A 23,189-nucleotide genomic window follows, 5' to 3' on the forward strand; every position below is an offset into this window, starting at 1 on the left:
TCAGTTGCCGTAGAGCGCCTTGCGCGGTGCGCCGGTGATCTCGGCGGCCAGCCGGGCGGCGGCCGATGGCGGCATCTGGGCGCTGAGCAGCGCGTACACGCGCCTGCCTTCGGCCAGGGTGGCGTCGGCGTCGTCGCCGGCGCCTTCGACCACCAGCACGAATTCGCCCTTGCGCTGGTTGTCGTCGCCCTGTACCGCATCCAGCAGCTCGGCCAGTCCGCCGTCGAGCACCGTTTCAAACAGCTTGGTCAGCTCGCGCGCCAGCACCGCAGCGCGCGATGCGCCGAATGCGGCCACGAAGTCCTGCAGCGCCTCGACGATGCGGTGCGAGGACTCGTAGAAGACCAGGGTGCGCGGTTCGGACGCGAGCTGGCGCAGGCGCTCGCGCCGCGCCGCGGCCTTGGCGGGCAGGAAGCCCTCGAACGCGAAGCGGTCGCTGGCCAGCCCGGCCACGCTCAGCGCCGCGATCGCCGCGCAGGCGCCGGGGACCGGGCTCACCCGCACGCCGGACGCGCGGGCGGCGCGGACCAGGCGGTAGCCCGGATCGCTGACCAGCGGGGTGCCGGCATCGCTTACCAATGCCAGCGATTCGCCCTCCAGCAGGCGGGCGACCACGCGCTGCGCGATCGCCTCCTCGTTGTGCTCGTGCAGTGCCACCAGCGGCGTGGAGATGCCGAAGTGCGACAGCAGCTGGCCGCTGCGGCGGGTGTCCTCGGCGCAGATCGCCGCCACGCCGCGCAGCACCTCCTGGGCGCGCGGCGACAGGTCGCCGAGGTTGCCGATCGGCGTGGCGACCACGTGCAGGACGCCGGCGGCGCGGGGGGCGGCGGGACCGCTTGTCATCGTCTCTCCCGGTTGGGACGCTAGAATCGTGGCTATTGTCCCCCGCGGAGCCCGCAGATGCGGCAGATCTCGAAATGGATGTGGGGCGCGGCCATGGCGGCGACGCTGGCGGGCTGCGCGTCGGTGCAGGTCGCCGCGCCCCCGGCGACAACGGACGTCGTACCGGCGCCGCAAGCCAATCCGCGCTGGAGTTTCGACGCCGCGCGCCAGCCCGGCGACCGCGACGGCTACCGCCCGCCGCGCAAGCTGGCCGTCCTCCTGCCGATGAGCGGCGAACTGGCGACCGCCGCGGGCCCGGTGCGCGATGGCCTGCTGGCCGGCTACTACGCCGAACGCCGCGTCCGACCCGAACTGGTCTTCTACGACACCGCCGGCACGCCCTCCGGCGCGGTGTCCGCGCGCGATCGTGCGATCGCCGAAGGCGCCGACCAGATCCTCGGTCCGCTCGGCCGCGACGAGGTCTCGACCTTCTTCAACACGAGTCCGCCGGTGCCGCTGCTGGCGCTCAACCGCGGCAATACCGCACCGCCGGACAATGCGGGCCAGTTCTCGCTGGCGCCCGAGGACGAAGGCGCCGCCGCGGCGGCCTACCTGCTCGAACGCAACGCGCGCCGGGTGCTGGTCCTGAGCAATGGCGACGACCATGCCCGCCGCAGCGTGGAAACGCTGCGCGCGCGCCTGGAGGCCGAAGGCGGCGCCATCGCCGGCACGCTGGCGATCACCGGCGACGAGCCCGGCGACCAGACCCCGGCGCTGCGCGCGGCGGCGTCGCGCGAAGGCGGCATCGACGCGGTGCTGATCGCCCTGCGCGGCAACGAGGCCCGGCTGATGATGCCGCAGCTGTTCGCCGCCGGACTGGGCCAGAAGGTGCTGCTGGCGACATCGCAGCTCGATTCCGGGACCGGCAAGCCGGACGAGGACCGCGCGCTGGACGGCATCGTCTTCGCCAGCGAAAGCTGGCGCACGCGCGGCGTCGCGTCGCTGCCCTCCGCCGCGACCCTGGCCGCGGACCTGCCGACCGCGCGCGGCCCGGCGGCGCGCCTGTTCGCCTTCGGGTACGACGCCTGGCTGCTCAGCGGCCACCTGCAGCACCTGGCCGACGACCCGGCCGCCAGCATTGAAGGCGCCACCGGCCGGCTCAGCCTGGACCCGGACGGCAACGTGGTGCGCGTGCCGGCCTGGGCCACCTTCCGCAACGGCGTGGTGGTGCCGCTGGCCGGCGCCGGCGGCTGAGCCGGGCCGTCCGCGCGGATGTCGCCTGCGCGGCCCGCCAGCGGCACCGGCATGCGCGGCCGTGGCGCCGCGGTCGAGGCCGCCGCGGCACGCCACCTGGCCGGGGCCGGACTGCGGCTGCTCGCGTCCAACGCCGCGGCCCGCTTCGGCGAGCTCGACCTGGTGATGCTGGACGGCGCAGGACTGGTCTTCGTGGAAGTGCGTTACCGCCGCTCCGATCGCCACGGCGGCGGCGCGGCCTCGGTAGACGCGCGAAAGCGGCGACGGCTGGTGCTGGCCGCCGGTCATTTCCTCGCCGCCCATCCGCAATACCGGGAAACCGCCTGCCGGTTCGACGTGGTCGAGGCCAGCGGCGATCCCGATGCCCCCGAGTTCAACTGGATCCGCGATGCCTTTCGCGCCGATGACGCCTGATCCCGCCTCCGCCGACGGCCTGCCCGACTTCGACCGCATCGACGAGGCGGCGCTGCGCGCGGCCGGCGGGCTGAAGTGGACCGCCTTCCCGGGCAGCATCGGCGCCTTCGTCGCCGAAATGGATTTCGGGATCGCACCGCCCGTGTCCGCGGCGCTGCGCCAGGCGATCGATGCCGGCCGCTGCGGCTACCCCACGCCGGCGTTGTCGCGCGAACTCTCGTCCGCATGCGCGCGGTGGCTGCAGGCGCACTGCGGCTGGCATGTCGATCCGGCGCGCATCCACGGCGTCGGCGACGTGCTGGGCGCGCTGGAGGTGGCGCTGCACCACTTCGTGCCGCGCGACACCGCGGTGGTGCTGCCGACGCCCGCCTACATGCCGTTCCGGCCCTTGCTCGAAAGCCTCGGCCATCGCGTGGTCGAGGTGCCGCACCTGCGCCACCCCGACGGCTGGGCCATGGACCTGGACGGCATCGAACGCGCACTGCGCGGCGGCGCCGGGCTGGTGGTGCTGTGCAATCCGCACAACCCGACCGGCCGCGTGTTCGACGCCGGCGAACTGCGCGCGCTTGGCGGGGTGGTCGAGCGCCACGGCGCGCGCGTGTTCGCCGACGAGATCCATGCGCCGCTGGTCCTCGAGGGCCGCCACGTGCCGTATGCCAGCGTCAGCGAGGCCGCGGCCCGGCACGCGATCACGGCGGTCTCCGCGTCCAAGGGCTGGAACCTCGCCGGACTCAAGTGCGCGCAGCTGGTGCTGAGCAGCGATGCCGACCTCGAACGCTGGCGCAGACTCGCGCTGTTCGCCGGGCACGGCGTGTCGGGCCTGGGGATGATCGCCTCGGCGGCGGCGTTCCGCGAGGGCGGCCCCTGGCTCGAGCACGTGCTGGCGTACCTGCGACGCAACCGCGACCTGCTCTCGGATTGGATCGCCGCGCACTGGCCCGAGGCCGGCTTCATCGCGCCGCAGGGCACCTACCTGGCCTGGATCGACTGCCGCGGCCTGGGCGTTCCCGACGGCACCAGTGCCGCGCGCTACTTCCTGCGCGAGGCGCAGGTCGCGCTGACCGACGGCCGCGACTGCGGCGACGCCGGCGCCGGCCACGTCCGCATGAACTTCGCGATGCCGCGCCCGCTGCTGCTGCAGGCGCTGGAGCGGATGCAGGCGGCGCTGGCCCGGCGGGGCTGAGGCGGGCGGGGCGTCCTGCAACGGTGCCGGCCCGGCGGGGAGCCGGTCAGGCGAAGTGCGCGAAACCGCGACGCGGGGGCTGCCAGGGCTTTCCCTGCGCATCGATGGCGACCACGCCGCTCCCCGCGGTGATCGTGCCGATGCGGCTGGCGCGCACGGCGACGGCCTCCAGCGCTTCCGCGACCGCATCGCGCGCGGCCGGGGGCGCGGTGAAACACAGTTCGTAGTCGTCGCCGCCACCGGCCTGCCAGGGCCGGCGCACCGGCGCGGCGAAGCGCGCCAGCGACGGCGATGCCGGCAGCGCGTCGAGTTCGATCCGCGCGCCCACGCCGCTGGCGCTGCAGACATGGCCCAGGTCGGCCAGCAGACCATCGGACACGTCGATGCAGGCATGGGCCAGGCCGACCAGCGCGCGGCCGGCCTCGACCCGCGGCGTCGGCCGGTCCAGGCGCGCCCGCAGCGCGCGGTCGCTGACCGCACCCGCCAGCATCGCGTCCAGGGCCGCGGCCGCGTCGCCCAGCGTGCCGGTCACCCAGACCTCGTCGCCTTCGCGTGCGCCATCGCGTCGCAGCGCCTGGCCTCCCGCGACCAGGCCGTGCACCGCGACGCAGACCGAAAGCGGACCACGCGTGGTGTCGCCGCCCACCAGGGCGACGTCGTGCTGTTGCGCCAACGCCAGGAACCCGTCGAGAAACCCGTCCACGAATGCGGCATCCGGCGACGGCAGCGAGAGCGACAGCGTGCACCAGGCCGGCGACGCGCCCATGGCGGCGAGGTCGGACAGGTTCACCGCCAGCGCCTTCCAGCCGATGTCGGCCGGCGCGGTGGTCTCGGGGAAATGCACGCCGCTGTTGAGCGTGTCCATCGACACCGCCAGCTGCATGCCGGGCGTCGGCTGCAGCAGGGCGGCGTCGTCGCCGATGCCGAGCACCACGTCGCCGCGCGAAGCGGCGCGCTGGCGGATGCGGGAGATCAGGTCGAACTCCATGGCCGGTCGTGGCGGCGCGCGGCCGGGGCGGCGCTCAGCTGCGCTGCGACTGGACCTCGGGCGCGCGCCACTGCGCGGCGGCGCGGTCGAGCACGCCGTTGACGTAGGTGTGGCCGTGCTCGGAGCCGAAGCGCTTGACCGTCTTCAGCGCCTCGTCGATCACCACCCGGTAGGGCACGTCGAGCCGGTGCTGCAGTTCGTAGGCGGCGATGCGCAGCATCGCGCGCTCGATCGGGTCGACCTCGTCGATCGCGCGGTCGAGGAACGGCTGCAGCGAGGCGTCGAGCGCCTTGCGGTGCTGGCCGACGCCGCGCACCAGGTCCTCGAAATAGGCCAGGTCCGCGACCTCGTGCGCCTGCTCGTGCGCGAACTGGGCGATGGCGTTGTTCGCGTCCACGCCCGACAGCTGCATGGCGTACACCGCCTGCAGCGCGCGCCGACGCGAACGCGTGCGCGCCACCGGGTCGAGGCCGTCGCGGCGCTGCGGGCCGGGACTCACGACAGTTTCTCCTGCAGGTTCGCCATTTCGATCGCCACCAGCGCGCACTCCTCTCCCTTGTTGCCATGGCTGCCGCCTGCGCGGCGCTCCGCATCCTCGTGCGCGTCCACCGCGAGCACGCCGTTGGCCACCGGCAGGCCGTGGTCCAGCGCGATCCGCATCAGCGCGTCGCTGCAGCCGTCGGCCACCTGCTCGAAATGGCGGGTATCGCCGCGCACCACGCAGCCCAGCGCGACCAGCGCGCGGTGCGCGCCGCCCGCCGCCAGCCGGCGCGCGACCAGCGGGATCTCCCAGGCGCCGGGCACGCGCACCACGTCCACCGCGGCCTCGTCGACGCCGTGGTCGGCGAAGGCCTTGCGCGCGCCGGCCACCAGCGCATCGGTGATGCGCGGGTTCCAGCGGCTGGCGATGATCGCGAAGCGCGCGCCTTCGGGGGCGCGCAGGTCGCCTTCGTAATGGCTCATGCCGGGGGGTTCTCGTACGGGAGGGGAATTCTAACGCGGGTGGGGGTAGGCGCCGGTATCCGCGCGCGGCGCGGCCTACGGCGCCACGTATTCGACGATTTCCAGCCCGAACCCGGCCAGCCCCACCTGCCGGCGCGGCGTGCCGAGCACGCGCAGGCGGCCGAAGCCCAGGTCGTGCAGGATCTGCGAACCCGCGCCATTGCGCCGCCACTCGCCTGCCGCACCAGCCTTGCCCTTCGGCGGCGCGGCGTCCTGCGCGCGGATGCGCGCCAGCAGCGCCGCCGGATCGTGCGGCTCGTCCAGCAGCACCAGCGCGCCGGCCTCCTCGGCCGCCAGCCTCGCCAGCACCTCGCCGGTGGCCGGGCCGAAATCGTCGCGCCGCCAGTGCAGCGCGTCGGCCAGCAGGTTCTGCGGCTGCACCCGCACCAGCGAGGCGCGCGCGGGGTCGGGCGTGCCGCGCACCAGCGCGAAGTGCAGTGCATGGCCGAGGCGGTCGCGGTAGGTAACCAGCCGGAACGGACCATGCGCGGTCTCGATGGCGCGCTCGTCGACGCGCTCGACGGTGTGTTCGGTCTCGAGCCGGTAGCGGATCAGGTCCTCGATCGAGCCGATCTTCAGGCCGTGCTCGCGCGCGAACACCTCCAGCTCGGGACGGCGCGCCATGCTCCCGTCGGGATTGAGGATCTCCACCAGCACCCCGGCCGGCTCCAGCCCGGCCAGCCGCGCCAGGTCGGCGGCGGCCTCGGTGTGCCCGCTGCGCGCCAGCACGCCGCCCGGGTCGGCGGTCAGCGGGAAGATGTGGCCGGGCTGGGACAGGTCGTCGGGGCCCGCGTCTGGTCGCACCGCGGTGCGGATGGTGTGGGCGCGGTCGTAGGCGGAGATGCCGGTGGTCACGCCCTCGGCCGCCTCGATGCTGACGGTGAAGTTGGTGTGGTGCTGCGAGGTGTTGGACTGCACCATCGGCGGCAGTCCGAGCTGGCGGCAGCGCTCGCGGGTCAGCGACAGGCAGACCAGCCCGCGCGCGTGGGTGACCATGAAGTTGATGTCGGAGGGCCGCACCAGCTCGGCGGCCATGATCAGGTCGCCCTCGTTCTCCCGGTCCTCGTCGTCGACGATCACGACCATGCGGCCGTTGCGGATCTCCTCCAGCAGTTCGGGCACGGTCGCGAAGCTCATGCCGCGCCCTCCTGCGCCTGCACCGTCGCCAGCCGCTCGACGTAGCGCGCCACCAGGTCGACCTCCAGGTTGACCGCGGTGCCCGCCGCGGCCTGCCCGAACGCGGTGTGCGACACCGTGTGCGGGATCAGCGCCACTTCGAAGCGGTCGTCCTCCACCGCATTCACGGTCAGGCTCACGCCGTCGACGCAGATCGAACCCTTGCGCGCGATGTACTTCATCAGCGGCCGTGGCGCGCGGAAGGTCCAGCGCTGCGCGCGCCCGTCTTCGGCGATCTCCACGACGCTGCCGACGCCGTCGACATGCCCGCTGACCAGGTGCCCGCCCAGGCGCCCGTCGGGACGCATGGCCCGCTCGAGGTTGACCGCGCTGCCCGTGGCCAGGTCGCCGAGCGTGGTCAGCGCCAGGGTCTCGTTGGAGGCGTCGACGTCGAAGTGCGTGGCGTCGAACCAGACCACGGTCAGGCACACGCCGTTGACCGCGATGCTCTCGCCCAGCGCCACGTCCGCGAACGGCAGCGTCCCGGCCGCGATACGCAGCCGCGCGTCGCCGCCGCGCGCCTCGCGCGCAGCCAGCGTTCCCACTCCCTCGATCAGACCCGTGAACATCGATACGTCTCCCGCAGCCAGGCGAGAAACGCCCACGGGGCGCATACGCACGCACGACTGGGCGCCGCGCATGGCCGTCTCCTCTCATCCGGACTGTGACCGTCGGCTCCGGCATCGGACCGGATCTGCTGACCCTGCGCGGGCGAAGCCGCGCTGGCGCTCGCGGGCTCGCGGCCGACCCTCGCGGGCTGCCGCCTACCGCCGGTGGGGAATTGCACCCCGCCCCGAAGACGTTTCAGATTGTGTCGGCCGGGTAGCCGGCCGGCGCCCATTCTACCCCAGCGCCCCGCTCCGCCCGGCGGCGGACGCTGCGTTGCGGTAATCGCGCAGGACCGCGTCGATCACCCGGCTGGTGCGCAGCGCGCTCTCGCCGGTCGAGGGGCAGGCGCCCTGCCCGCGCAGCTGCGCCAGCACGGTCTCCACCAGCGGGCGCTGGATATGCGGCGGATGGGGAATGTCGAACCGCCGGCGTCCCGCGGCGTTCTCCAGCACGACCGGCTGCTCGTCGAAGCTGGCGAAGCGCAGCCGGCCGGCGTCGCCCTCGATCTCGACCAGGTCCCGGCGCGCGTCGCTGCAGAAATCCCATTCTCCGTCGCCGGCCACCCCGCCGCAGGCGAAGCGCATGCGCACCTGGTCCTCGGCCGGATAGGCGCCCGACACCGAGCGCGCCTGCCCGTCCACCGCCTTCAGCGGTCCGAGCAGGAAATCCAGCAGGTCGAGGGTGTGGCTGCCCAGGTCCACGAACAGGCCACCGCCCGACACCTCGGGACGGACCCGCCAGGGCAGTTCAGGCGCACTGGCCCAGGCGGGATCGAGCACGCGGTGCAGCACGGTCCGCACCCGCCGTGGCTCCCCGATCGCACCCGCCAGCAGCAGCTCGCGCACCTTGAGGAAACGCGGCAGCGCGCGCCGGTAATAGGCCACGAACAGCGGCAGGCCGGCCGCGCGGCTGGCCGCCAGCATCGCCTCGCATTCGTCCGAGGTGCGCGCCATGGGCTTTTCCACGTACACCGGCTTGCCGGCCCGCAGCGCGGCGATGGCGTACTGCGCGTGGGTGGAAGGCGGCGTGGCGACATAGACGATGTCCACGCCCGGATCCTCGATCAGCGCGCGCGCGTCGTCGTACCAGCGTGGCACGCCGTGCCGGCGCGCGTAGTCCGCGGCCTTGGCCGCATCGCGCCGCATTACCGCCACCAGGCTCGAATCCGTGGCCTGCTGCAGCGCCGGGCCGCTCTTGACCTCGGTGACGTCGCCGCAGCCGATGATGCCCCAGCCGGTCACGGCTTCCTCCGCGCGTGCACGGATAGCGGCCAGCGCAGCCGGCGCGTGGCGTCCGGGTCGCCCCAGGCCGCGGCGATAGACCCGGCATGGCTGGCGACGGGATCGCTGCCCGTCGCCTCGCGGCAGCGGCGCGTGGCCGAATAGCTGGAGAAATAGCCGAGCAGGCGCGCCAGCGGCCAGTCGGCCTCGAGCGTGAAGCGCGGGACCGCGACCGGCTCGAACGGCCAGTCGAACCGGGCATAGCCCGCGCCCACCAGTTCGCGCTCGGGTGGCCACCACGAACGGATCTCGCTGCGGAACGCGTCCACCGCCGGCTCCAGCGCGTCGTCCACGCGCAGGTCGTCGTAGGTCCAGGCCACCAGCAGGCCGCGCGGACGCAGCACCCGCGCGCACTCGACGAAGAACGCCGGGATGTCGAACCAGTGCAGTGCCTGGGCGACGCAGGCGACGTCGGCGCTGACGTCGGCCAGCGAGCAGCGCTCGGCCGGCTCGACCACGAAACGCACGTTGGCCGGTGCCTGCGCCTGCGCGACCTGCTCGGCGCTGGCGTCGCTGGCGTGGACGGCACCGAAGCGCGTCGCCAGTCCGCGCGTGGCCTGTCCGCTGCCGCAGGCCGGCTCCCAGGCCAGTTCACGGGCGGGCGCCTGGGCCGCGATCCAGTCGAACAGCGCCTGCGGATACCCCGGCCGCGCCTGGGCATAGGTGGCGGCCAGCGCGGAGAAGTGGTCCTTGGACGGCGCCTGGGTCAATGCGGTCGCCTCCAGCGGGACAGTCCGGCCAGCGGTCGCGCTCAGGCCGTCGCCGGCCGCATGCGCAGGCGCAGGTCCACGCCCAGCTGGCGCTGGTCGACGATGCTCATGCGCAGGCTCTGCGCCATGCTGGCGATATCCAGCCCGGCGAACAGCGGACGCGCCTTGTCGCCCAGCACCACCGGCGCCACGTAGAGCAGCAGTTCGTCGACCAGGCCCGCGCCCAGCAGCGCGCCCGCCAGGGTCGCGCCGGCCTCCACGTGGACCTCGTTCACGCCACGCTGCGCCAGCAGCGCCAGCACCGCCGGCAGGTCGAACATGCCGCCCTTGACCGGCACGTGCGCGCGCTCGGCCGACAGCTCGCGCGGCGGCTTGATGTCCGGAGCATGGAGGTACAGCGTGGGCGCGTCGCCCTCGCGGACCTTGCCGCGGGCGATCGTGGCCAGGCCCGGATCGAGCACCACCCTCAGCGGCGCGACGAACTCCTGCGGGGGATCGAGGCGCACGGTGAGCGAGGGGTCGTCCACCAGCACCGTGCCGGCGCCGGTGAGGATCGCCCCGGCGCGCGCACGCCAGCGCATCACGTCGGCACGCGCGGCCTCGCCGGTGATCCACTTCGATTCGCCGCTGGCCATCGCGGTGCGGCCGTCCAGGCTGCAGGCCAGCTTGACCCGCACCCAGGGCCGTCCGCGCTCGATGCGCGAGAGGAAGCCGAGGTTGAGCGCGCGCGCCTGGGCCTCCATCAGCCCGGACTCCACCACGACCCCGGCCTCGCGCAGGCGCGCGAAGCCGGCGCCGTCGACCTGCGGGAACGGGTCGCGCATCGCGCCCACCACCCGGGCCACGCCGGCCTCGAGCAGCGCGGCCGCGCAGGGGCCGGTGCGGCCGGTGTGGTTGCAGGGTTCCAGGGTGACGTAGGCAGTCGCGCCGCGGGCGCGGGCGCCGGCGGCCTGCAGCGCGAACACCTCGGCATGCGGCCCGCCCTGGCGCTGGTGCCAGCCCTCGCCCACCACCTCCTCGCCGTGCGCGATCACGCAGCCGACCATCGGATTGGGCTTGGTGGTCCAGGCGCCGCGCGCGGCCAGGCGCAGCGCACGCGCCATCATCGCGTGGTCGATGGCGCTGAATCCGTTCACGGACGCGCGCCTTGCGGGGCGCGGACGGGCGGCGCGGTGCGTGCACCGCCGCGACGGCGTCCGTGGCGCGGGAACCCTCCGCGCATCAGCGCTTGCGGCCCTTGCCGCCGGGCTTGCCGAACGGCACCACGTCGCCGCCCAGCAGCGGCAGCTGGCCTTCGCCCGGCAGCTCGCGCTCCAGCCGGTCGAGCTCCTCGCGGAAGTCGGTGATGTCCTCGAACGAACGGTAGACCGAGGCGAAGCGCACGAAGCCGACATGGTCGAGCTTGCGCAGCTCGGCGATCACGAACTCGCCCACCCGTCGCGACGGCAGCTCGCGCTCGGTGGTCCGGCGCAGCTGGTGCACCACCGCGCGCACGGCCGCTTCGATCTGTTCCTCGGACACCGGCCTCTTGTGCAGCGCGCGGTCCATGCTCACCCGCAGCTTGCGCGCGTCGAAGGGTTCGCGGCGGCCGTCGCCCTTGATGATCACCGGCAGCTTGAGCTCGATCGTCTCCAGCGTGCTGAAGCGCTCGCCGCAGGCTTCGCACTCGCGGCGGCGGCGGATCGTCGCGCCGTCGTCGGACGCGCGCGAGTCGATGACCTTGGTGTCCTGGTGCTGGCAGAAGGGACAGTGCATCAGGCGGCCTCAGTCGAACAAGGACCTGGCGCGGGCGACGCGCTCAGCCATACACCGGGAAGCGGCGGCACTGGGCGGTGACGGCCTCGCGCACCCGCGCCAGAACCGACTCGTCCTGCGGTGCGTCGAGCACGTCGCAGATCCAGTTGGCCAGGTCCACGCAGTCCTGCTCGCCGTAGCCGCGGGTGGTGACCGCCGGCGTGCCGATGCGCAGTCCCGAGGTCACGAAGGGCTTGCGCGGGTCGTTGGGCACCGAGTTCTTGTTCACGGTGATGTGGGCCTTGCCCAGCGCCTCTTCCGCGTCCTTGCCGCTGACGTCCTTGCCGATCATGTCCACCAGCATCAGGTGGTTCTCGGTACCGCCGGACACGATCTTGTAGCCGCGCGCGATGATGGTCTTCGCCATCGCCTGCGCGTTTCTCACCACCTGCTGCTGGTAGGCCTTGAACTCCGGCTCCAGCGCCTCCTTGAAGGCCACCGCCTTGGCCGCGATCACGTGCATCAGCGGACCGCCCTGGATGCCCGGGAAGACGATCGACTGCAGCTTCTTGGCGATGTCGTCGAACTGCTCGCCGGCGCCTTCCTTCGAGGCCACGATGATGCCGCCGCGCGGTCCGCGCAGGGTCTTGTGGGTGGTCGACGTGACCACGTGCGCGTGCGGCACGGGGTTGGGATAGACGCCCGCGGCCACCAGGCCGGCGACGTGGGCCATGTCCACGAACAGCCAGGCGCCGACCTTGTCGGCGATGGCGCGGAAGCGCGCCCAGTCGATCTTCTGCGAATAGGCCGAGAAGCCGGCCACGACCATCTTCGGCTTGTGCTCGAGCGCCAGCTTCTCGACCTCGTCGTAGTCGATCAGGCCGTCGCCGTTCACTCCGTACTGGATGGCGTTGAACAGCTTGCCCGACGCGTTGACCTTGGCCCCATGGGTCAGGTGGCCGCCATGGGCCAGCGACATGCCGAGGATGGTGTCGCCCGGCTGCAGCAGCGCGAAGTACACCGCCTGGTTGGCCTGCGAGCCCGAATGCGGCTGCACGTTGGCGTAGTCGGCGCCGAACAGCTGCCTGAGGCGGTCGATGGCCAGCTGCTCGGCCACGTCGACGTACTCGCAGCCACCGTAATAGCGCTTGCCCGGGTAGCCTTCGGCGTACTTGTTGGTCAGCTGGCTGCCCTGCGCCTCCATCACCCGCGGGCTGCAGTAGTTTTCCGAGGCGATCAGCTCGACGTGGTCTTCCTGGCGCCGGACCTCGGCGGCGATGGCCGCGGCGAGTTCGGGGTCGTAGCCTTCGAGGCGGTCGGCACGCGGAAACATCTGGGCTCCAGGGTCGGTGGCGGACCCCGCGATTGTACCCGCCCGGCCGCGCCGCGGCGGGCCGCATGGCCGGCCCCAACGAAAACGCGCCCCGGCGGGGCGCGTTTCCAGACGACGGGCCGCCGTGCGGTCAGCGCAGCAGCAGGTCCACGATCACGCCGGTGGCGATGGCGACGAGGATCAGGTCGCCGCGGTCATCGCGCATCCATCGATGGCCACGCGGCGGATGGCGCAGGCCGTAGGGGCGGTAGTCGTGCACGACGTAGAGCGGACGGTCGTAGTGGTGGACGTAGTGGCCGCGCGCCCAGCGCGGGGGCGCGACGTGGCGCGGCGCGGGATAGTGGCGGACCACCGGCCGGTGGTGCACGACCACCGGGGCGCGGCTGTAGCGGTGGTCCCGGCTGTAGCGGTGGTCGCGCCCGGCGTAGTGGCGGTCGCGGCGATGATTGCGGTCGTCCCAGCGGCGCTCGTGGCGGTCATGGCCGCGGCGGTCGTGGTCGCGATGGCCGTAGTGCCCGCCGCGGTGACTGTCCGCCATGGCGATGGTCGGGGCGGCGGCCGCGGCCAGCGCCAGGATCAGGGCGGTTCCCCACTTCAGTGTCCGATTCATGCGTGTCCTCCACGATCCGGGCCGCCCTGCGCCGGGCGGCGTGGACAGAATATCGGCCGGCGTGGCTGAACGGCCCCGCCCTGCGACAGCCGGCCGCGACCCCGTGCTCACCTGCGTTTAACAGTGGCTCAGCCCGGACCGCCGGGCGGCGCGGCGCTATAATCCCCCGATCCCGTTCGATCCCGCCGGTCCGCGCCCCTGGTGCGGGTCCTGGCCGCGCGCAACCCGGAGCCCCCATGTCGTCGCAGTACATCTACACCATGAATCGCGTGTCCAAGGTCGTGCCGCCCAAGCGGCAGATCATCAAGGACATCTCGCTGAGCTTCTTCCCGGGCGCCAAGATCGGCCTGCTGGGCCTGAACGGCGCCGGCAAGTCGACCGTGCTCCGGATCATGGCCGGCGTCGACCAGGACTTCGAGGGCGAGGCCCGCCCGCAGCCCGGCACCAAGGTCGGCTACCTGGAGCAGGAGCCGCAGCTGGATCCGGAGAAGACCGTGCGCGAGGCGGTCGAGGAAGGCGTGGGCGAGGTGCTGCAGGCCCAGGCGCGGCTGGACGAGGTCTACGCCGCCTATGCCGAGGAAGGCGCGGACTTCGATGCGCTGGCCAAGGAGCAGGAGCGGCTGGAGGCGATCCTCGCCGCCGGCGACGCCCACACCCTGGAGAACCAGCTGGAAGTCGCCGCCGACGCGCTGCGCCTGCCGCCGTGGGACGCGAAGATCGGCAAGCTCTCCGGCGGCGAGAAGCGCCGCGTCGCGCTGTGCCGCCTGCTGCTGCAGAAGCCCGACATGCTGCTGCTCGACGAACCCACCAACCACCTCGACGCCGAGTCGGTGGAATGGCTGGAGCAGTTCCTGGCCCGCTACACCGGCACCGTGGTGGCGGTGACGCACGATCGCTACTTCCTCGACAACGCCGCCGAGTGGATCCTCGAGCTCGACCGCGGCCGCGGCATTCCGTGGAAGGGCAACTACACCGAGTGGCTGCAGCAGAAGGAAGAGCGGCTCAAGCAGGAAGAGAACCAGGAAAAGGCCCGCCAGAAGGCGATCCAGAAGGAGCTGGAGTGGGCGCGGCAGAACGCCAAGGGCGGCCGCTCCAAGGGCAAGGCGCGCCTGGCGCGCATCGAGGAGCTGCAGTCGGTCGACTACCAGAAGCGCAACGAGACCAACGAGATCTTCATCCCGCCGGGCGAGCGCCTCGGCAACAAGGTGGTGGAGTTCAAGAACGTCAGCAAGCGCTTCGGCGACCGCCTGCTGATCGACGACCTGAGCTTCATGGTCCCGGCCGGCGCGATCGTCGGCATCATCGGCCCCAACGGCGCGGGCAAGTCGACGCTGTTCAAGATGATCACCGGGCAGGAGAAGCCGGACTCGGGCACGATCGAGATGGGCCCGACGGTGCAGCTGGCCTACGTCGACCAGAGCCGCGACAAGCTCGAAGGCGACAAGACCGTGTTCGAGGAGGTGTCCGGCGGCCTGGACATCCTCAACATCAACGGCATCGAGATCCAGTCGCGCGCCTACATCGGCCGCTTCAACTTCAAGGGCCAGGACCAGCAGAAGCGCGTGGGTTCGCTCTCGGGTGGCGAACGCGGCCGCCTGCACATGGCCAAGACCCTGCTCCAGGGCGGCAACGTGCTGCTGCTCGACGAACCATCGAACGACCTGGACATCGAAACGCTGCGCGCGCTCGAGGACGCGCTGCTCGAGTTCCCCGGCAACGCCTTCGTGATCTCGCACGACCGCTGGTTCCTGGACCGCATCGCCACGCACATCCTCGCCTTCGAGGGCGACAGCCACGTGGAGTTCTTCCAGGGCAACTACCGCGAGTACGAGGAAGACAAGAAGCGCCGCCTCGGCGACGACGCGGGTCCCAAGCGCCTGCGCTTCAAGGCGCTCAAGTAAGGCGCAGGCGCCGGCCATGACCATCGAACACCAGGGCGAACTCGAGGGCCTGCGCCGCGTGGGCGCGCTGGTGGCGTCGATCCTCGACTCGATGCGCGAGGCGGCCGTGCCCGGCGTGCGGTCTCGGGAGCTGGACGCCTTCGGCGCGGAGCAGATGCGCCGCGCCGGAGCGCGCTCGGCGCCGCAGCTGAGCTACGGCTTTCCCGGTGCGACCTGCATCAGCATCGACCGGGTGGTGGCGCACGGCATTCCCGACGACACCGTGCTGCGGGACGGCGACCTGGTGAACATCGACGTGTCGGCCGAACTCGACGGATTCTTCGCCGATACCGGCGCCAGCTTCGTCGTCGGTCCGGCCACGCCCCGGCAGCAGCGGTTGATCGACGCCACCCGCGAGGCTCGCGATGCGGCGATCGCGCAGCTGCGTGCGGGAGGACGCCTGAGCGGAATCGGCCGCAACATCGAGACCGTCGCCGCGCGCCGCGGCTTCCGGGTGATCCGCAACCTCGGCAGCCACGGCGTCGGCCGGGCGCTGCACGAGGAGCCCGGCCAGATTCCCGGCCACTACGTGCCGTGCGATACGCGGCGCCTGCACGAGGGGCTGGTGATCACGGTCGAACCGTTCCTGTCGACCCACTGCAGCCAGGTCGATGAAGCGGACGACGGCTGGTCGCTGAGCTGCCGGCGCGGCCACGGCGCGCAGTTCGAACACACCGTGGTGGTGACCGCCGGCGCGCCGATCGTGCTGACGCAGGCCCCGGGAGCGCAGGCATGAACTTCGTCGACAAGCTCCGCAGCCGCTGGCGCGAGGCCGACAGCCTGGTCTGCGTCGGCCTCGATCCCGATCCGGCGCGATTCCCGGAGACCCTGCTCGACGAGCCGGACGCGCTGTTCGTGTTCTGCCGCGACATCGTCGACGCCACGGCGGAGTTCGCCTGCGCCTTCAAGCCGCAGATCGCCTACTTCGCCGCGCACAATGGCGGCGAGCAGGCGCTGCAGCGGCTGATCGCGCACGTCGCCGCCGCGCATCCGGACGTGCCGGTGGTGCTGGACGCCAAGCGCGGCGACATCGGCAGCACCGCCGAGCAGTACGCGGCCGAGGCCTTCGATCGCTTCGGCGCCGATGCGGTGACGCTCAACCCCTACATGGGCCGCGACTCGGCCGATCCGTTCCTGCGCCGCGGCGACCGCGGCTGCATCTTCCTCTGCCACACATCGAACCCCGGCGCGCGCGATTTCCAGGAACTCGACGTCGGCGGCGAGCCGCTGTACCAGCGCATCGCGCGTGCCATCGCCGCCGACTGGAACGACGCGGGCAACTGCGGGCTGGTGCTCGGCGCGACCTTCCCGGAAGAGCTCGGCGTGATCCGCGGCATCGTCGGCGACATGCCGCTGCTGATCCCCGGCATCGGCGCACAAGGGGGCGATGTGGAAGCCGTGGTGCGCCATGGCGCCACCGCCGATGGCACGGGGCTGATGATCAATTCCTCGCGCGGCATCCTCTACGCATCGTCCGGCCCGGACTACGCCGCGGCCGCGGCGGAAGCGGCCAGGGCCCTGCGCGATACCGTCAACCTTTGCCGCCAGGCCCGGCGCTAGCTCAGGCCTTTGCCCACTGCCGCAGTGCGGCCAGCGGGAAGCGGAGCCAGATCGCCAGCCACACCGCCAGCCGGGTCGACCAGCCGACCTGCGCGGCATCGAAGCGGCGGAAGTAGCGCCACAGGCCGCGGTGCTTGTGCCACTCCACGAACAGCGGCCTCGAGCGGCTGGAGACGCCGCGCAGGTGCAGCACCCGCACCCGGTTGGCCACCGCGACCGTGGCGCCGGCCTGGCGCGCGCGACGGCACAGGTCGAGGTCCTCGGCGTGCAGGCGGTAGCCTTCGTCGAAGCCGCCGATGCGCTCGAACAGCGCGCGCGGCACCAGCATCAGCGCGCCCGATACCGCGTCCACCGGCTGCAGCGCGAGGCTGTCGTCGGGCGCGATCGCAGGATCGCGCGCGCCGCGGTCGCGCAGCATCGCCGCCAGCGCAGGATCGCGGCGGCGTGCGGCCGCGTCGCGCTGGTCGTGTTCGTCGACCAGGTCGGCGCCCAGCAGGCAGTCGCCGCCGAGCGCGATGGCCAGCGCCAGCAGCCGCGACAGCGCGTCGGGCTCGAGCAGGCAGTCCGGGTTGACGAAGGCCAGCCACGGCGCATCGCTGTCGCGCGCCCCCTGGTTGCAGGCCACCGAGAAGCCGGGATTGTCGGGATTGCCGATGAAGTGCAGGCGCGCGTCCAGCGACGCATGGCGCTGGATCACCGCGAGGGTCGCGTCGGTCGAGCCGTTGTCGACGATGCGGACCTGGGCCACGCCCTCGGCCGCGCGCAGGCGCGACAGGCATTCGTCGATGGTGGCCTCGCTCTGGTAGCTCACCACCACCGCGGCGATGCCGGGACCGGTCGCGCTCATGGCGCGTCCTCCACGTCCGGGGATGGATCGGTGGCGGACGGGAACAGCTCGTGCTGCAGGCGCGGCCCGCCGGCATCGGCATGGCGCTGTTCGAGCTGCGCGCGCACCTGCCGCAGCGGATCGTCCATCAGGTAGTGCGCCAGGCGCGCATGCCAGGCCGGCCAGCGCGCGCCCAGCGCGTCCATGTCGCCCGTCGCCGGCCCACCCTCGCCGCCGCGGGCGACGAACGCCGTCTCGCACAGCACGTTGCGCCAGCCCAGGCCCGACAGGCGCAGGCACAGGTCGATCAGCGCCGCGTACCAGGAACCGTAGCTGGCCGCGTCCAGCCCGCCGGCCTTGCGCCGGGCGCTGCCGCGCAGCAGCACGGCGTGGGCCACCGCGGCGGGCAGCTCCGGATGCAGCGGCGGCATGTCGGCGCAGGCGCGCGCCACGCGGCCGAGGTCGGCCGGCATCGGCGCGATCTCGCCGATCCGCGGCCACGCGGCGGTTTCGCCGGCATTGCACCAGGGCGTGGCGCTGGCGATCGAGGCATCGCGCGCGAAGCAGGCCGCGAGCTGCGTGGCCCAGCCCGGCGCAGGCACCGCGTCGGAAGCGAGCACGATCGCATCGGCATCACCGCAGGCCGCCAGCATCTGGTCGACGTGCGCCACCTCGCCCACGCGCCGGTCGCGACGCGTGTAGTCGGCCTGCAGCGGCGTGCGCGCCAGCCAGCGTTCGATGATCGCCAGCCCGCGCGGTCCGGCCTGCGCGTCGTCGGCCAGCCAGACGCGCGTGCCAGGCGGCGTGCCCGCGTCGAGCGCGGCCAGGCAGGCATCGAGCGCGTCGTCGTCGCTGCCCACCGGCAGCAGCACCACTGGCGTTTCAGCCATGCGCGTCCCCACACGCCCGCACGGTCGGTCAGTCCCGCGGGGCCCGGTGCAGCGGCTCCATCGCGCGGAAGCGGCGGCTGTACTCGTCGGTCAGGGTGCGCGCCTCGTTGACGTCGCGGATGATGGTCGGGGTCAGCAGGATGATCACCTCGGTGCGCGCGGTGCTCGAGGTCTGGCGTCCGAACAGGCCGCCCAGCACGGGAATCCGGCTCAGCCCGGGGAAGCCCGCGGAGCCGCGCCCGACCTGGTCGCGGATCAGCCCGGCCAGCATCACCGTATCGCCGCTGCGCACGGCGGCCTCGGTCTTCATCTTGCGCGTGTCGATGCGCACGTTGCCGTTCTCGTCGGCGGTGGCCTGGTCGCCCGGCGTGCTGACCTCCTGGACGATGTCGAGGAACACCATGCCGTCGCTGGTCACGCGCGGACGCACGTTGAGGATCGTGCCCGTTTCCAGGTACTGGACCGAGGTGAAGCTGTTGTCGCTGCCGAGGATCGGATTGACGCTCACGGTGGAGATCGGGATGCGGCTGCCGACGTTGAGCGTGGCCTCGGCGTTGTTGCGGGTCATGATCGAGGGCGACTGCAGCACGCGCAGGTCGGTCACCTCGTCCAGCGCGCTGATGATCGCGGCGGCATTGCGGCCGAGGAAGGTCCAAGACAGGCCGCTGCCCACGTTGCCGGTACCCGAACCGGTGACGTTGCCGGCGATCGCGCTCCAGGTGGTGCGGCCGACCGCGGACGGCAGGCCGGCATCGGTGACGGCACGCTCGAAGAACCAGTTCACGCCGTAGCGCAGGTCGCCTTCGAGCACCACCTCGGCGATCTGCGCCTCGATGTGCACCTGCAGCGGCATCACGTCCAGGCGCTCGACCACTTCCTTGATCGACTTCCACGCAGATGGCGTGGTCCGCACCAGCAGGGCGTTGGTCTCGTCCAGCGCGGACACGCCGACGCGGTCGCCCTCGACCTCCAGGGTGACGCCGCTGGCGCCGCCGCGATCCTGGTTGAGCGACAGGGAGCCGCCGCCGAAGCCCGAGCCGGAGCCCGACCCCGAGCCGGAGCCGGTGCCGTTCATGCCCTGGTCCATCGACCCCATCGAATCGCCGCCGTCGAACTTGGCGCCGTCGCCGCCCACGCCGCTGCCGATGGTCGACGAGGTCAGGCCCGGCATCAGCGAGGGGCCACCGTCGCCGCCGCCGGACCGGCCGGAACTGCCGCCGAACACCTCGGCCAGGCGCTGCGCCAGGTCGCGGGCGCGGATGTACTTGAGCTCGTACGAATACAGCCGCGCGCCGGCGCCGGCGCTGTCGATGCGCTCGAGCCAGTCGCCGATGTCGTCGAGGTAGTCGGGCTGCGGGGTGATCACCAGCACCGCGTTGGCGCCTTCCAGCGGCATGAAGCGGAACATGCCGGCCACCGGCGACTTGCTCTGCTCGCCGAACACCTTTTCAAGGTCCGCCACCACCCGCGTGGCCTTGCCGCTCTGCAGCGGGAACACGCCCACCGACATGCCCGACAGCCAGTCGACGTCGAAGATCTCGATCGTGCGCAGGTAGTTCTCCAGCTCCACGCGGGAGCCGGACACGGTGATGGTGTTGCGGCCGTTGTCGACCGAGACGATGGCGTTGGGCCGGGCGTAGGGTTCGAGCACCTTCTCCATCTCGGTGGCCGAGATGTAGCGCAGCGGCACCACCCGCACCTCGAAGCCGCGCGCGGCCTCCGCGCCGCCGGTGCGCGGCGCCACCGTGCCCGAAGGCAGGGCCGCGTCGGCCGGCACGATCTGGTACATGCCGCCGCTGTAGACCATGCGCGCGTTGTTGTCGGCCAGCGCGCGCTCGAGCAGCACGTAGGCCTGGGCCGGGCTGACCGTGCGCGGCGTGGCCAGCGTGACGGTGCCCTGCACGCCCGGCGCGATGGTGTAGTTCTGGCCCAGCATGTCGCCGAGGATGGCCTTGACCACCGCGTGCAGCGGCTCGCCCTCGAAGTTGAACGAGGCCTCGCCAGTGCTGCCGCCGAGGTTGGGCGGCGAACTCGCGGCCACCCCCTGGTTGATCACCTGGCCGCTGCCGCGCCGGATCTGCGCGCGCGGACCCGCCTCGTCTTCCTCCAGCGGTTCGGCCTGGATGCCGGTCTGGCCGGCCGCGGCCGGGGCGGGCGCACGCTGCTGTCCGCGCGAGAGGGTGGGCGCCGGCATCGAGGCGCAGGCGGCCAGCAGCATGGACAGGCAGGCCGCGACGGCGGATTGGCACAGGGATCGTGGAGTCATCGGCGCAGTCTATTGGTTCTCGTTGGCGGGCTGTCCGGTGCGCGCCCGGTCTTCCTGGCGCAGCCGGGCGCGGCGTTCCTCGATGCGGCGGCGGATCATCTCGACCTGCTCCTGCGCCGCCTGGCGCTGGGCGGCCTGGTCCACGGCGGCCGCCGACGCGGTCTCGCCCATGGCCGCGTCCGCCTCGGCGATGGCCTGCCGCGACGGCGCCGGCCCGCCCCCGGTGCGCTGGCGCGGCCCGGGCATGCCGTCGGCATCGGCCAGGGTGGCGGCTTCGGTGGCACGCTCGCCGCTGCGCCCGGCGTTGGCGCTCGGCGTCGGTGCCTGTCCGCCGCTGCCGTCGAACACGCGCAGGTCGAGGCTGCGCTCGCCCTCCGGCCCGGCAAACACGGCGCGGCGCGCCTCGACGGACTGCAGCACCCAGCCTGGCGCGGTTCCGGGCGCGTCGCCCAGCTTGACCCGCACCGGATCGCCGCCCTCGGACGGCTGCAGGATGACCATCTGCAGGCCGGGGGTGCGCAGCACGCTGCTCAGCACGTAGTCGAAGTCGTTGGCCGGGCCTTCGGCTTCCCCCATCGGATCGATCACGAACGCCTGCGGCCGGCGGTTGTCGGTGAACAGCGGGCGCGCGGCGATGTCGCCGTACTGCGCCAGCGGCCCCAGGCGCTCCTGGCCGGGCGCGGCCGGCTCGGGCAGCGGCTGGCGCAGCGAGGGATCGTCGGGGAGCCGGTCGATGCTGCCGCCCATGCCGAACATGGCCAGGATCCAGACGCAGACCGCCCACCCGGCCAGGCCGGCACACAGCCAGGTGCGCGCGCCGACGTCCTCAGCGCGCATCGCCAGCCACCGCCGCGGGGATCGGCTGCAGATAGCCGTAGAGGTCGAAACTCGCGTCCACGCCCCCGCCGCTGCTGCCCTGGTTGCCGCCGAACTGGTAGCGCTGGGCCAGCACGTTGAGGTTGTCGACGAACAGGCGCGGCGATCCGCTCTCGAGCGAATGCAGCACCGCGGCCAGCTCGGCGTTGCCGCAGGTCAGGCGCACCTGCACGGTGGCGCGCGGGAAGCGCTGCTCGCGCGTGTCGTTCATCGGCTGGCGGTTGCTGATCGCGCAACTGCGGTTGCCCGGGCTGGCCTGGGACACGGCCTGCTCCAGGCGCTGCACCAGGGCCGAGGTGGCCAGCTGCACGTTGCCCTCGGCCATGAAGCCGGGGGCGCTGCCGGCGGCGGCGCGCGCGGCCTCCAGCCGCTCGCGGACCTCCGGCGCCTGCTGCAGCCCGGTGCGCGCGCGCAGGTCGCGCTCGCGCAACCCTTCGATGCGGGCATTGGTTTCCAGCATCGGCGCCGTCCACCACGGATGCACCAGCAGCAGGTAGGCGAGCGCCAGCACCGCGGCGAGGATCGCCAGTGCCAGCCAGCGGTCGCGGCTAGTGACCTCCGGCTGCATCCGGTCCTCCCGTGGCGGGCCGCGCGGCCGGGCGCGCGTCGGCCACGTTCAACGTGGCGGTCAGGGTGAAGCGGTCCATGCGCGTGCGCGGGTCGGGCTGCAGCGCGCCGGCCAGGGTCGGCTCGGACCACAGGGTCGATCCCTGCAGCCGCGCGACGAGGGCGGACGCCTCGCGACTGAGACCGATCAGCAGGATGCGGTCGCCCTCGACCGAGAGCTTCTCCAGGTAGGTGTCGTCGGGCAGCCGCCGCGCGAGTTCGTCCATCACCTCGACCATGGTCGGTCGCCCGGCGCGCGCGGCGCGCAGGAAGGCGCCACCTTCGATCAGGTCCACCAGCTGGCGGCGCTCGAGCGAGGCGCTGCGCGCGCGCTCGACTTCCGCCTCCACCTGCGCGGCGAAGAAATCGGCGGCCGCCTCGCGATTGGCCAGCATCTGCCACATGCCCGCCGCCAGCGCCAGCAGCGCGACCAGCAGCAGGATCAGGTTGCGCCCCCGCGAAGGATCGTCGCGCCGGCGCGCGGCGCCGCTGGCGAGGTTCACGCCCAGCGGGCTGCCGTCGGCCTCGGCCACGTCGACGCCGGCGAGGGTGGGCGCCAGCGGCCCCAGCGCGGCCAGTGCCGCCGACAGCGTGGCGCGCGGCACCACCACCAGTTCCGCCTCGAGCTGGTCGCCGCGCCGGCCCAGCGGGCGCGCGTCGTAGCTGACGTCGGCCGCGGTGAACGGCGTCTGCCGGTCGATCTCGAAGCCCAGCACCTCGCGCAGCCTGTCGCCGGCCGCGGCGGGCAGGGTCAGGCGCCGGCGCAGCACCGCGCTGCCTGGCAACAGCAGCCAGCGCGGCACCCGCGCCATCGAGGGCGCCAGCAGCCGCCCCAGCGGATCGACCTGTTCGACCTCGGGCGGCAGCGGCACGTGCGCCAGCGTGCGCACCTGCTCGCCGCGCCAGAGCGCGAGCTGCAGCCCGCCTTCGGCCGGCTGCAGCAGCAGCCGCTGCGGCGAGAGGCCGAACAGGTCGCGCATCCGGGCCGGCAGCCAGGCCGCCAGCGATCGCGTCCACCACTGCCGGAAGCCGCGCAGGCGCGGGCGCAGCGAACCCTCGACGCGACGCAGTCCGCCGCGCAGGCCGGAGCGGGACTCCACGGATTGTTCG

Annotated in this window: 24 protein-coding genes and 1 riboswitch; of the genes, 6 read left to right on the top strand and 18 right to left on the bottom strand. The window is 72.9% G+C overall.

Annotated features, from left to right (window positions below):
- The gene (rsmI, locus tag ACFQ2D_RS16640) at positions 1-843 is read right to left on the bottom strand and encodes a 16S rRNA (cytidine(1402)-2'-O)-methyltransferase (RefSeq protein WP_280941568.1); all 843 of its coding nucleotides are present in this window, start codon (positions 841-843) and stop codon (positions 1-3) included.
- 57 nt (positions 844-900) lie between these two features.
- Between rsmI and ACFQ2D_RS16645 the strand changes: the two genes are divergently transcribed.
- From ACFQ2D_RS16645 to ACFQ2D_RS16655, 3 genes are read left to right on the top strand one after another with little or no spacing between them, the layout of a single operon-like run.
- Positions 901-2,076, top strand: a complete 1,176-nt coding sequence (locus ACFQ2D_RS16645; RefSeq protein ID WP_280941567.1) for a penicillin-binding protein activator — start codon at positions 901-903, stop codon at positions 2,074-2,076.
- A gap of 51 nt (positions 2,077-2,127) precedes the next feature.
- Positions 2,128-2,490, top strand: a complete 363-nt coding sequence (locus ACFQ2D_RS16650) for a YraN family protein (protein ID WP_280941607.1) — start codon at positions 2,128-2,130, stop codon at positions 2,488-2,490.
- The gene (locus ACFQ2D_RS16655) at positions 2,480-3,673 is read left to right on the top strand and encodes a MalY/PatB family protein (protein ID WP_280941566.1); all 1,194 of its coding nucleotides are present in this window, start codon (positions 2,480-2,482) and stop codon (positions 3,671-3,673) included. The genes ACFQ2D_RS16650 and ACFQ2D_RS16655 overlap by 11 nt, the downstream gene beginning before the upstream one ends.
- Positions 3,674-3,719: 46 nt before the next feature.
- Here ACFQ2D_RS16655 and thiL read toward each other — a convergent pair whose 3' ends face one another.
- The 11 genes from thiL to ACFQ2D_RS16710 all read right to left on the bottom strand — a co-directional run bounded on the left by thiL (position 3,720) and on the right by ACFQ2D_RS16710 (position 13,115).
- Positions 3,720-4,661, bottom strand: a complete 942-nt coding sequence (thiL, locus tag ACFQ2D_RS16660; protein WP_280941565.1) for a thiamine-phosphate kinase — start codon at positions 4,659-4,661, stop codon at positions 3,720-3,722.
- A 34-nt stretch (positions 4,662-4,695) separates the two neighbouring features.
- Positions 4,696-5,160, bottom strand: a complete 465-nt coding sequence (nusB, locus tag ACFQ2D_RS16665) for a transcription antitermination factor NusB (RefSeq protein ID WP_280941564.1) — start codon at positions 5,158-5,160, stop codon at positions 4,696-4,698.
- Positions 5,157-5,624, bottom strand: coding sequence for a 6,7-dimethyl-8-ribityllumazine synthase (ribH, locus tag ACFQ2D_RS16670; protein ID WP_280941563.1), 468 nt, complete (start codon positions 5,622-5,624; stop codon positions 5,157-5,159). Before ribH ends, nusB begins: the two co-directional genes overlap by 4 nt.
- 75 nt (positions 5,625-5,699) lie before the next feature.
- Entirely contained in the window at positions 5,700-6,800 is a 1,101-nt protein-coding gene (gene ribB, locus ACFQ2D_RS16675; RefSeq protein WP_280941562.1) for a 3,4-dihydroxy-2-butanone-4-phosphate synthase, read from the bottom strand.
- Positions 6,797-7,408 (bottom strand): riboflavin synthase, encoded by a 612-nt coding sequence (locus ACFQ2D_RS16680; protein ID WP_280941561.1) that lies wholly within the window; start codon positions 7,406-7,408, stop codon positions 6,797-6,799. The genes ribB and ACFQ2D_RS16680 overlap by 4 nt, the downstream gene beginning before the upstream one ends.
- A 72-nt stretch (positions 7,409-7,480) precedes the next feature.
- Positions 7,481-7,644, bottom strand: a riboswitch (FMN riboswitch).
- Positions 7,645-7,681: 37 nt separating this feature from the next.
- A complete protein-coding gene (locus tag ACFQ2D_RS16685) occupies positions 7,682-8,689 on the bottom strand; it encodes a Gfo/Idh/MocA family protein (protein WP_280941560.1) in 1,008 nt (335 codons plus the stop codon).
- Entirely contained in the window at positions 8,686-9,438 is a 753-nt protein-coding gene (locus ACFQ2D_RS16690; RefSeq protein ID WP_280941559.1) for a class I SAM-dependent methyltransferase, read from the bottom strand. The genes ACFQ2D_RS16685 and ACFQ2D_RS16690 overlap by 4 nt, the downstream gene beginning before the upstream one ends.
- 41 nt (positions 9,439-9,479) lie before the next feature.
- Positions 9,480-10,544 carry a bifunctional diaminohydroxyphosphoribosylaminopyrimidine deaminase/5-amino-6-(5-phosphoribosylamino)uracil reductase RibD gene (ribD, locus tag ACFQ2D_RS16695; RefSeq protein WP_280941606.1) on the bottom strand — a complete coding sequence of 355 codons (1,065 nt, stop codon included), beginning with the start codon at positions 10,542-10,544 and terminating at the stop codon, positions 9,480-9,482.
- A gap of 115 nt (positions 10,545-10,659) precedes the next feature.
- Entirely contained in the window at positions 10,660-11,193 is a 534-nt protein-coding gene (gene nrdR, locus ACFQ2D_RS16700; RefSeq protein WP_280941558.1) for a transcriptional regulator NrdR, read from the bottom strand.
- 43 nt (positions 11,194-11,236) lie between these two features.
- The gene (gene glyA / locus ACFQ2D_RS16705; RefSeq protein ID WP_280941557.1) at positions 11,237-12,505 is read right to left on the bottom strand and encodes a serine hydroxymethyltransferase; all 1,269 of its coding nucleotides are present in this window, start codon (positions 12,503-12,505) and stop codon (positions 11,237-11,239) included.
- 130 nt (positions 12,506-12,635) lie between these two features.
- Positions 12,636-13,115 carry an RcnB family protein gene (locus ACFQ2D_RS16710; protein WP_280941556.1) on the bottom strand — a complete coding sequence of 160 codons (480 nt, stop codon included), beginning with the start codon at positions 13,113-13,115 and terminating at the stop codon, positions 12,636-12,638.
- Positions 13,116-13,351: 236 nt separating this feature from the next.
- Here ACFQ2D_RS16710 and ettA point away from each other — a divergent pair, with 236 nt between their 5' ends.
- Genes ettA through pyrF form a run of 3 tightly spaced genes read left to right on the top strand, consistent with a single transcriptional unit; the run spans position 13,352 to position 16,615 of the window.
- On the top strand, positions 13,352-15,016 hold the full coding sequence (ettA, locus tag ACFQ2D_RS16715) for an energy-dependent translational throttle protein EttA (RefSeq protein ID WP_280941555.1): 1,665 nt from the start codon (positions 13,352-13,354) through the stop codon (positions 15,014-15,016).
- Positions 15,017-15,032: 16 nt separating this feature from the next.
- On the top strand, positions 15,033-15,791 hold the full coding sequence (gene map / locus ACFQ2D_RS16720; RefSeq protein WP_280941554.1) for a type I methionyl aminopeptidase: 759 nt from the start codon (positions 15,033-15,035) through the stop codon (positions 15,789-15,791).
- Positions 15,788-16,615, top strand: a complete 828-nt coding sequence (pyrF, locus tag ACFQ2D_RS16725) for an orotidine-5'-phosphate decarboxylase (protein ID WP_280941553.1) — start codon at positions 15,788-15,790, stop codon at positions 16,613-16,615. Before map ends, pyrF begins: the two co-directional genes overlap by 4 nt.
- Position 16,616: 1 nt before the next feature.
- Here pyrF and ACFQ2D_RS16730 read toward each other — a convergent pair whose 3' ends face one another.
- The 6 genes from ACFQ2D_RS16730 to ACFQ2D_RS16755 are packed head-to-tail and all read right to left on the bottom strand — an operon-like array spanning position 16,617 to position 23,179.
- Positions 16,617-17,462 carry a glycosyltransferase family 2 protein gene (locus tag ACFQ2D_RS16730; protein ID WP_280941552.1) on the bottom strand — a complete coding sequence of 282 codons (846 nt, stop codon included), beginning with the start codon at positions 17,460-17,462 and terminating at the stop codon, positions 16,617-16,619.
- Positions 17,459-18,331: a glycosyltransferase family 2 protein gene (locus ACFQ2D_RS16735; RefSeq protein WP_280941551.1), complete on the bottom strand. Its 873-nt coding sequence runs from the start codon at positions 18,329-18,331 to the stop codon at positions 17,459-17,461. The genes ACFQ2D_RS16730 and ACFQ2D_RS16735 overlap by 4 nt, the downstream gene beginning before the upstream one ends.
- 28 nt (positions 18,332-18,359) lie before the next feature.
- Positions 18,360-20,597 carry a type II secretion system secretin GspD gene (gene gspD, locus ACFQ2D_RS16740; RefSeq protein ID WP_280941550.1) on the bottom strand — a complete coding sequence of 746 codons (2,238 nt, stop codon included), beginning with the start codon at positions 20,595-20,597 and terminating at the stop codon, positions 18,360-18,362.
- A 9-nt stretch (positions 20,598-20,606) separates the two neighbouring features.
- On the bottom strand, positions 20,607-21,434 hold the full coding sequence (locus tag ACFQ2D_RS16745) for a hypothetical protein (RefSeq protein WP_280941549.1): 828 nt from the start codon (positions 21,432-21,434) through the stop codon (positions 20,607-20,609).
- Positions 21,424-22,041, bottom strand: coding sequence for a type II secretion system protein GspM (gene gspM / locus ACFQ2D_RS16750; protein ID WP_280941548.1), 618 nt, complete (start codon positions 22,039-22,041; stop codon positions 21,424-21,426). The genes ACFQ2D_RS16745 and gspM overlap by 11 nt, the downstream gene beginning before the upstream one ends.
- Positions 22,022-23,179, bottom strand: a complete 1,158-nt coding sequence (locus ACFQ2D_RS16755; RefSeq protein WP_280941547.1) for a PilN domain-containing protein — start codon at positions 23,177-23,179, stop codon at positions 22,022-22,024. The genes gspM and ACFQ2D_RS16755 overlap by 20 nt, the downstream gene beginning before the upstream one ends.
- Between the last annotated feature and the right edge of the window lie 10 nt (positions 23,180-23,189).

This window comes from Luteimonas composti, from assembly GCF_042678665.1.
In the GTDB taxonomy this organism is placed as follows: domain Bacteria; phylum Pseudomonadota; class Gammaproteobacteria; order Xanthomonadales; family Xanthomonadaceae; genus Luteimonas; species Luteimonas composti.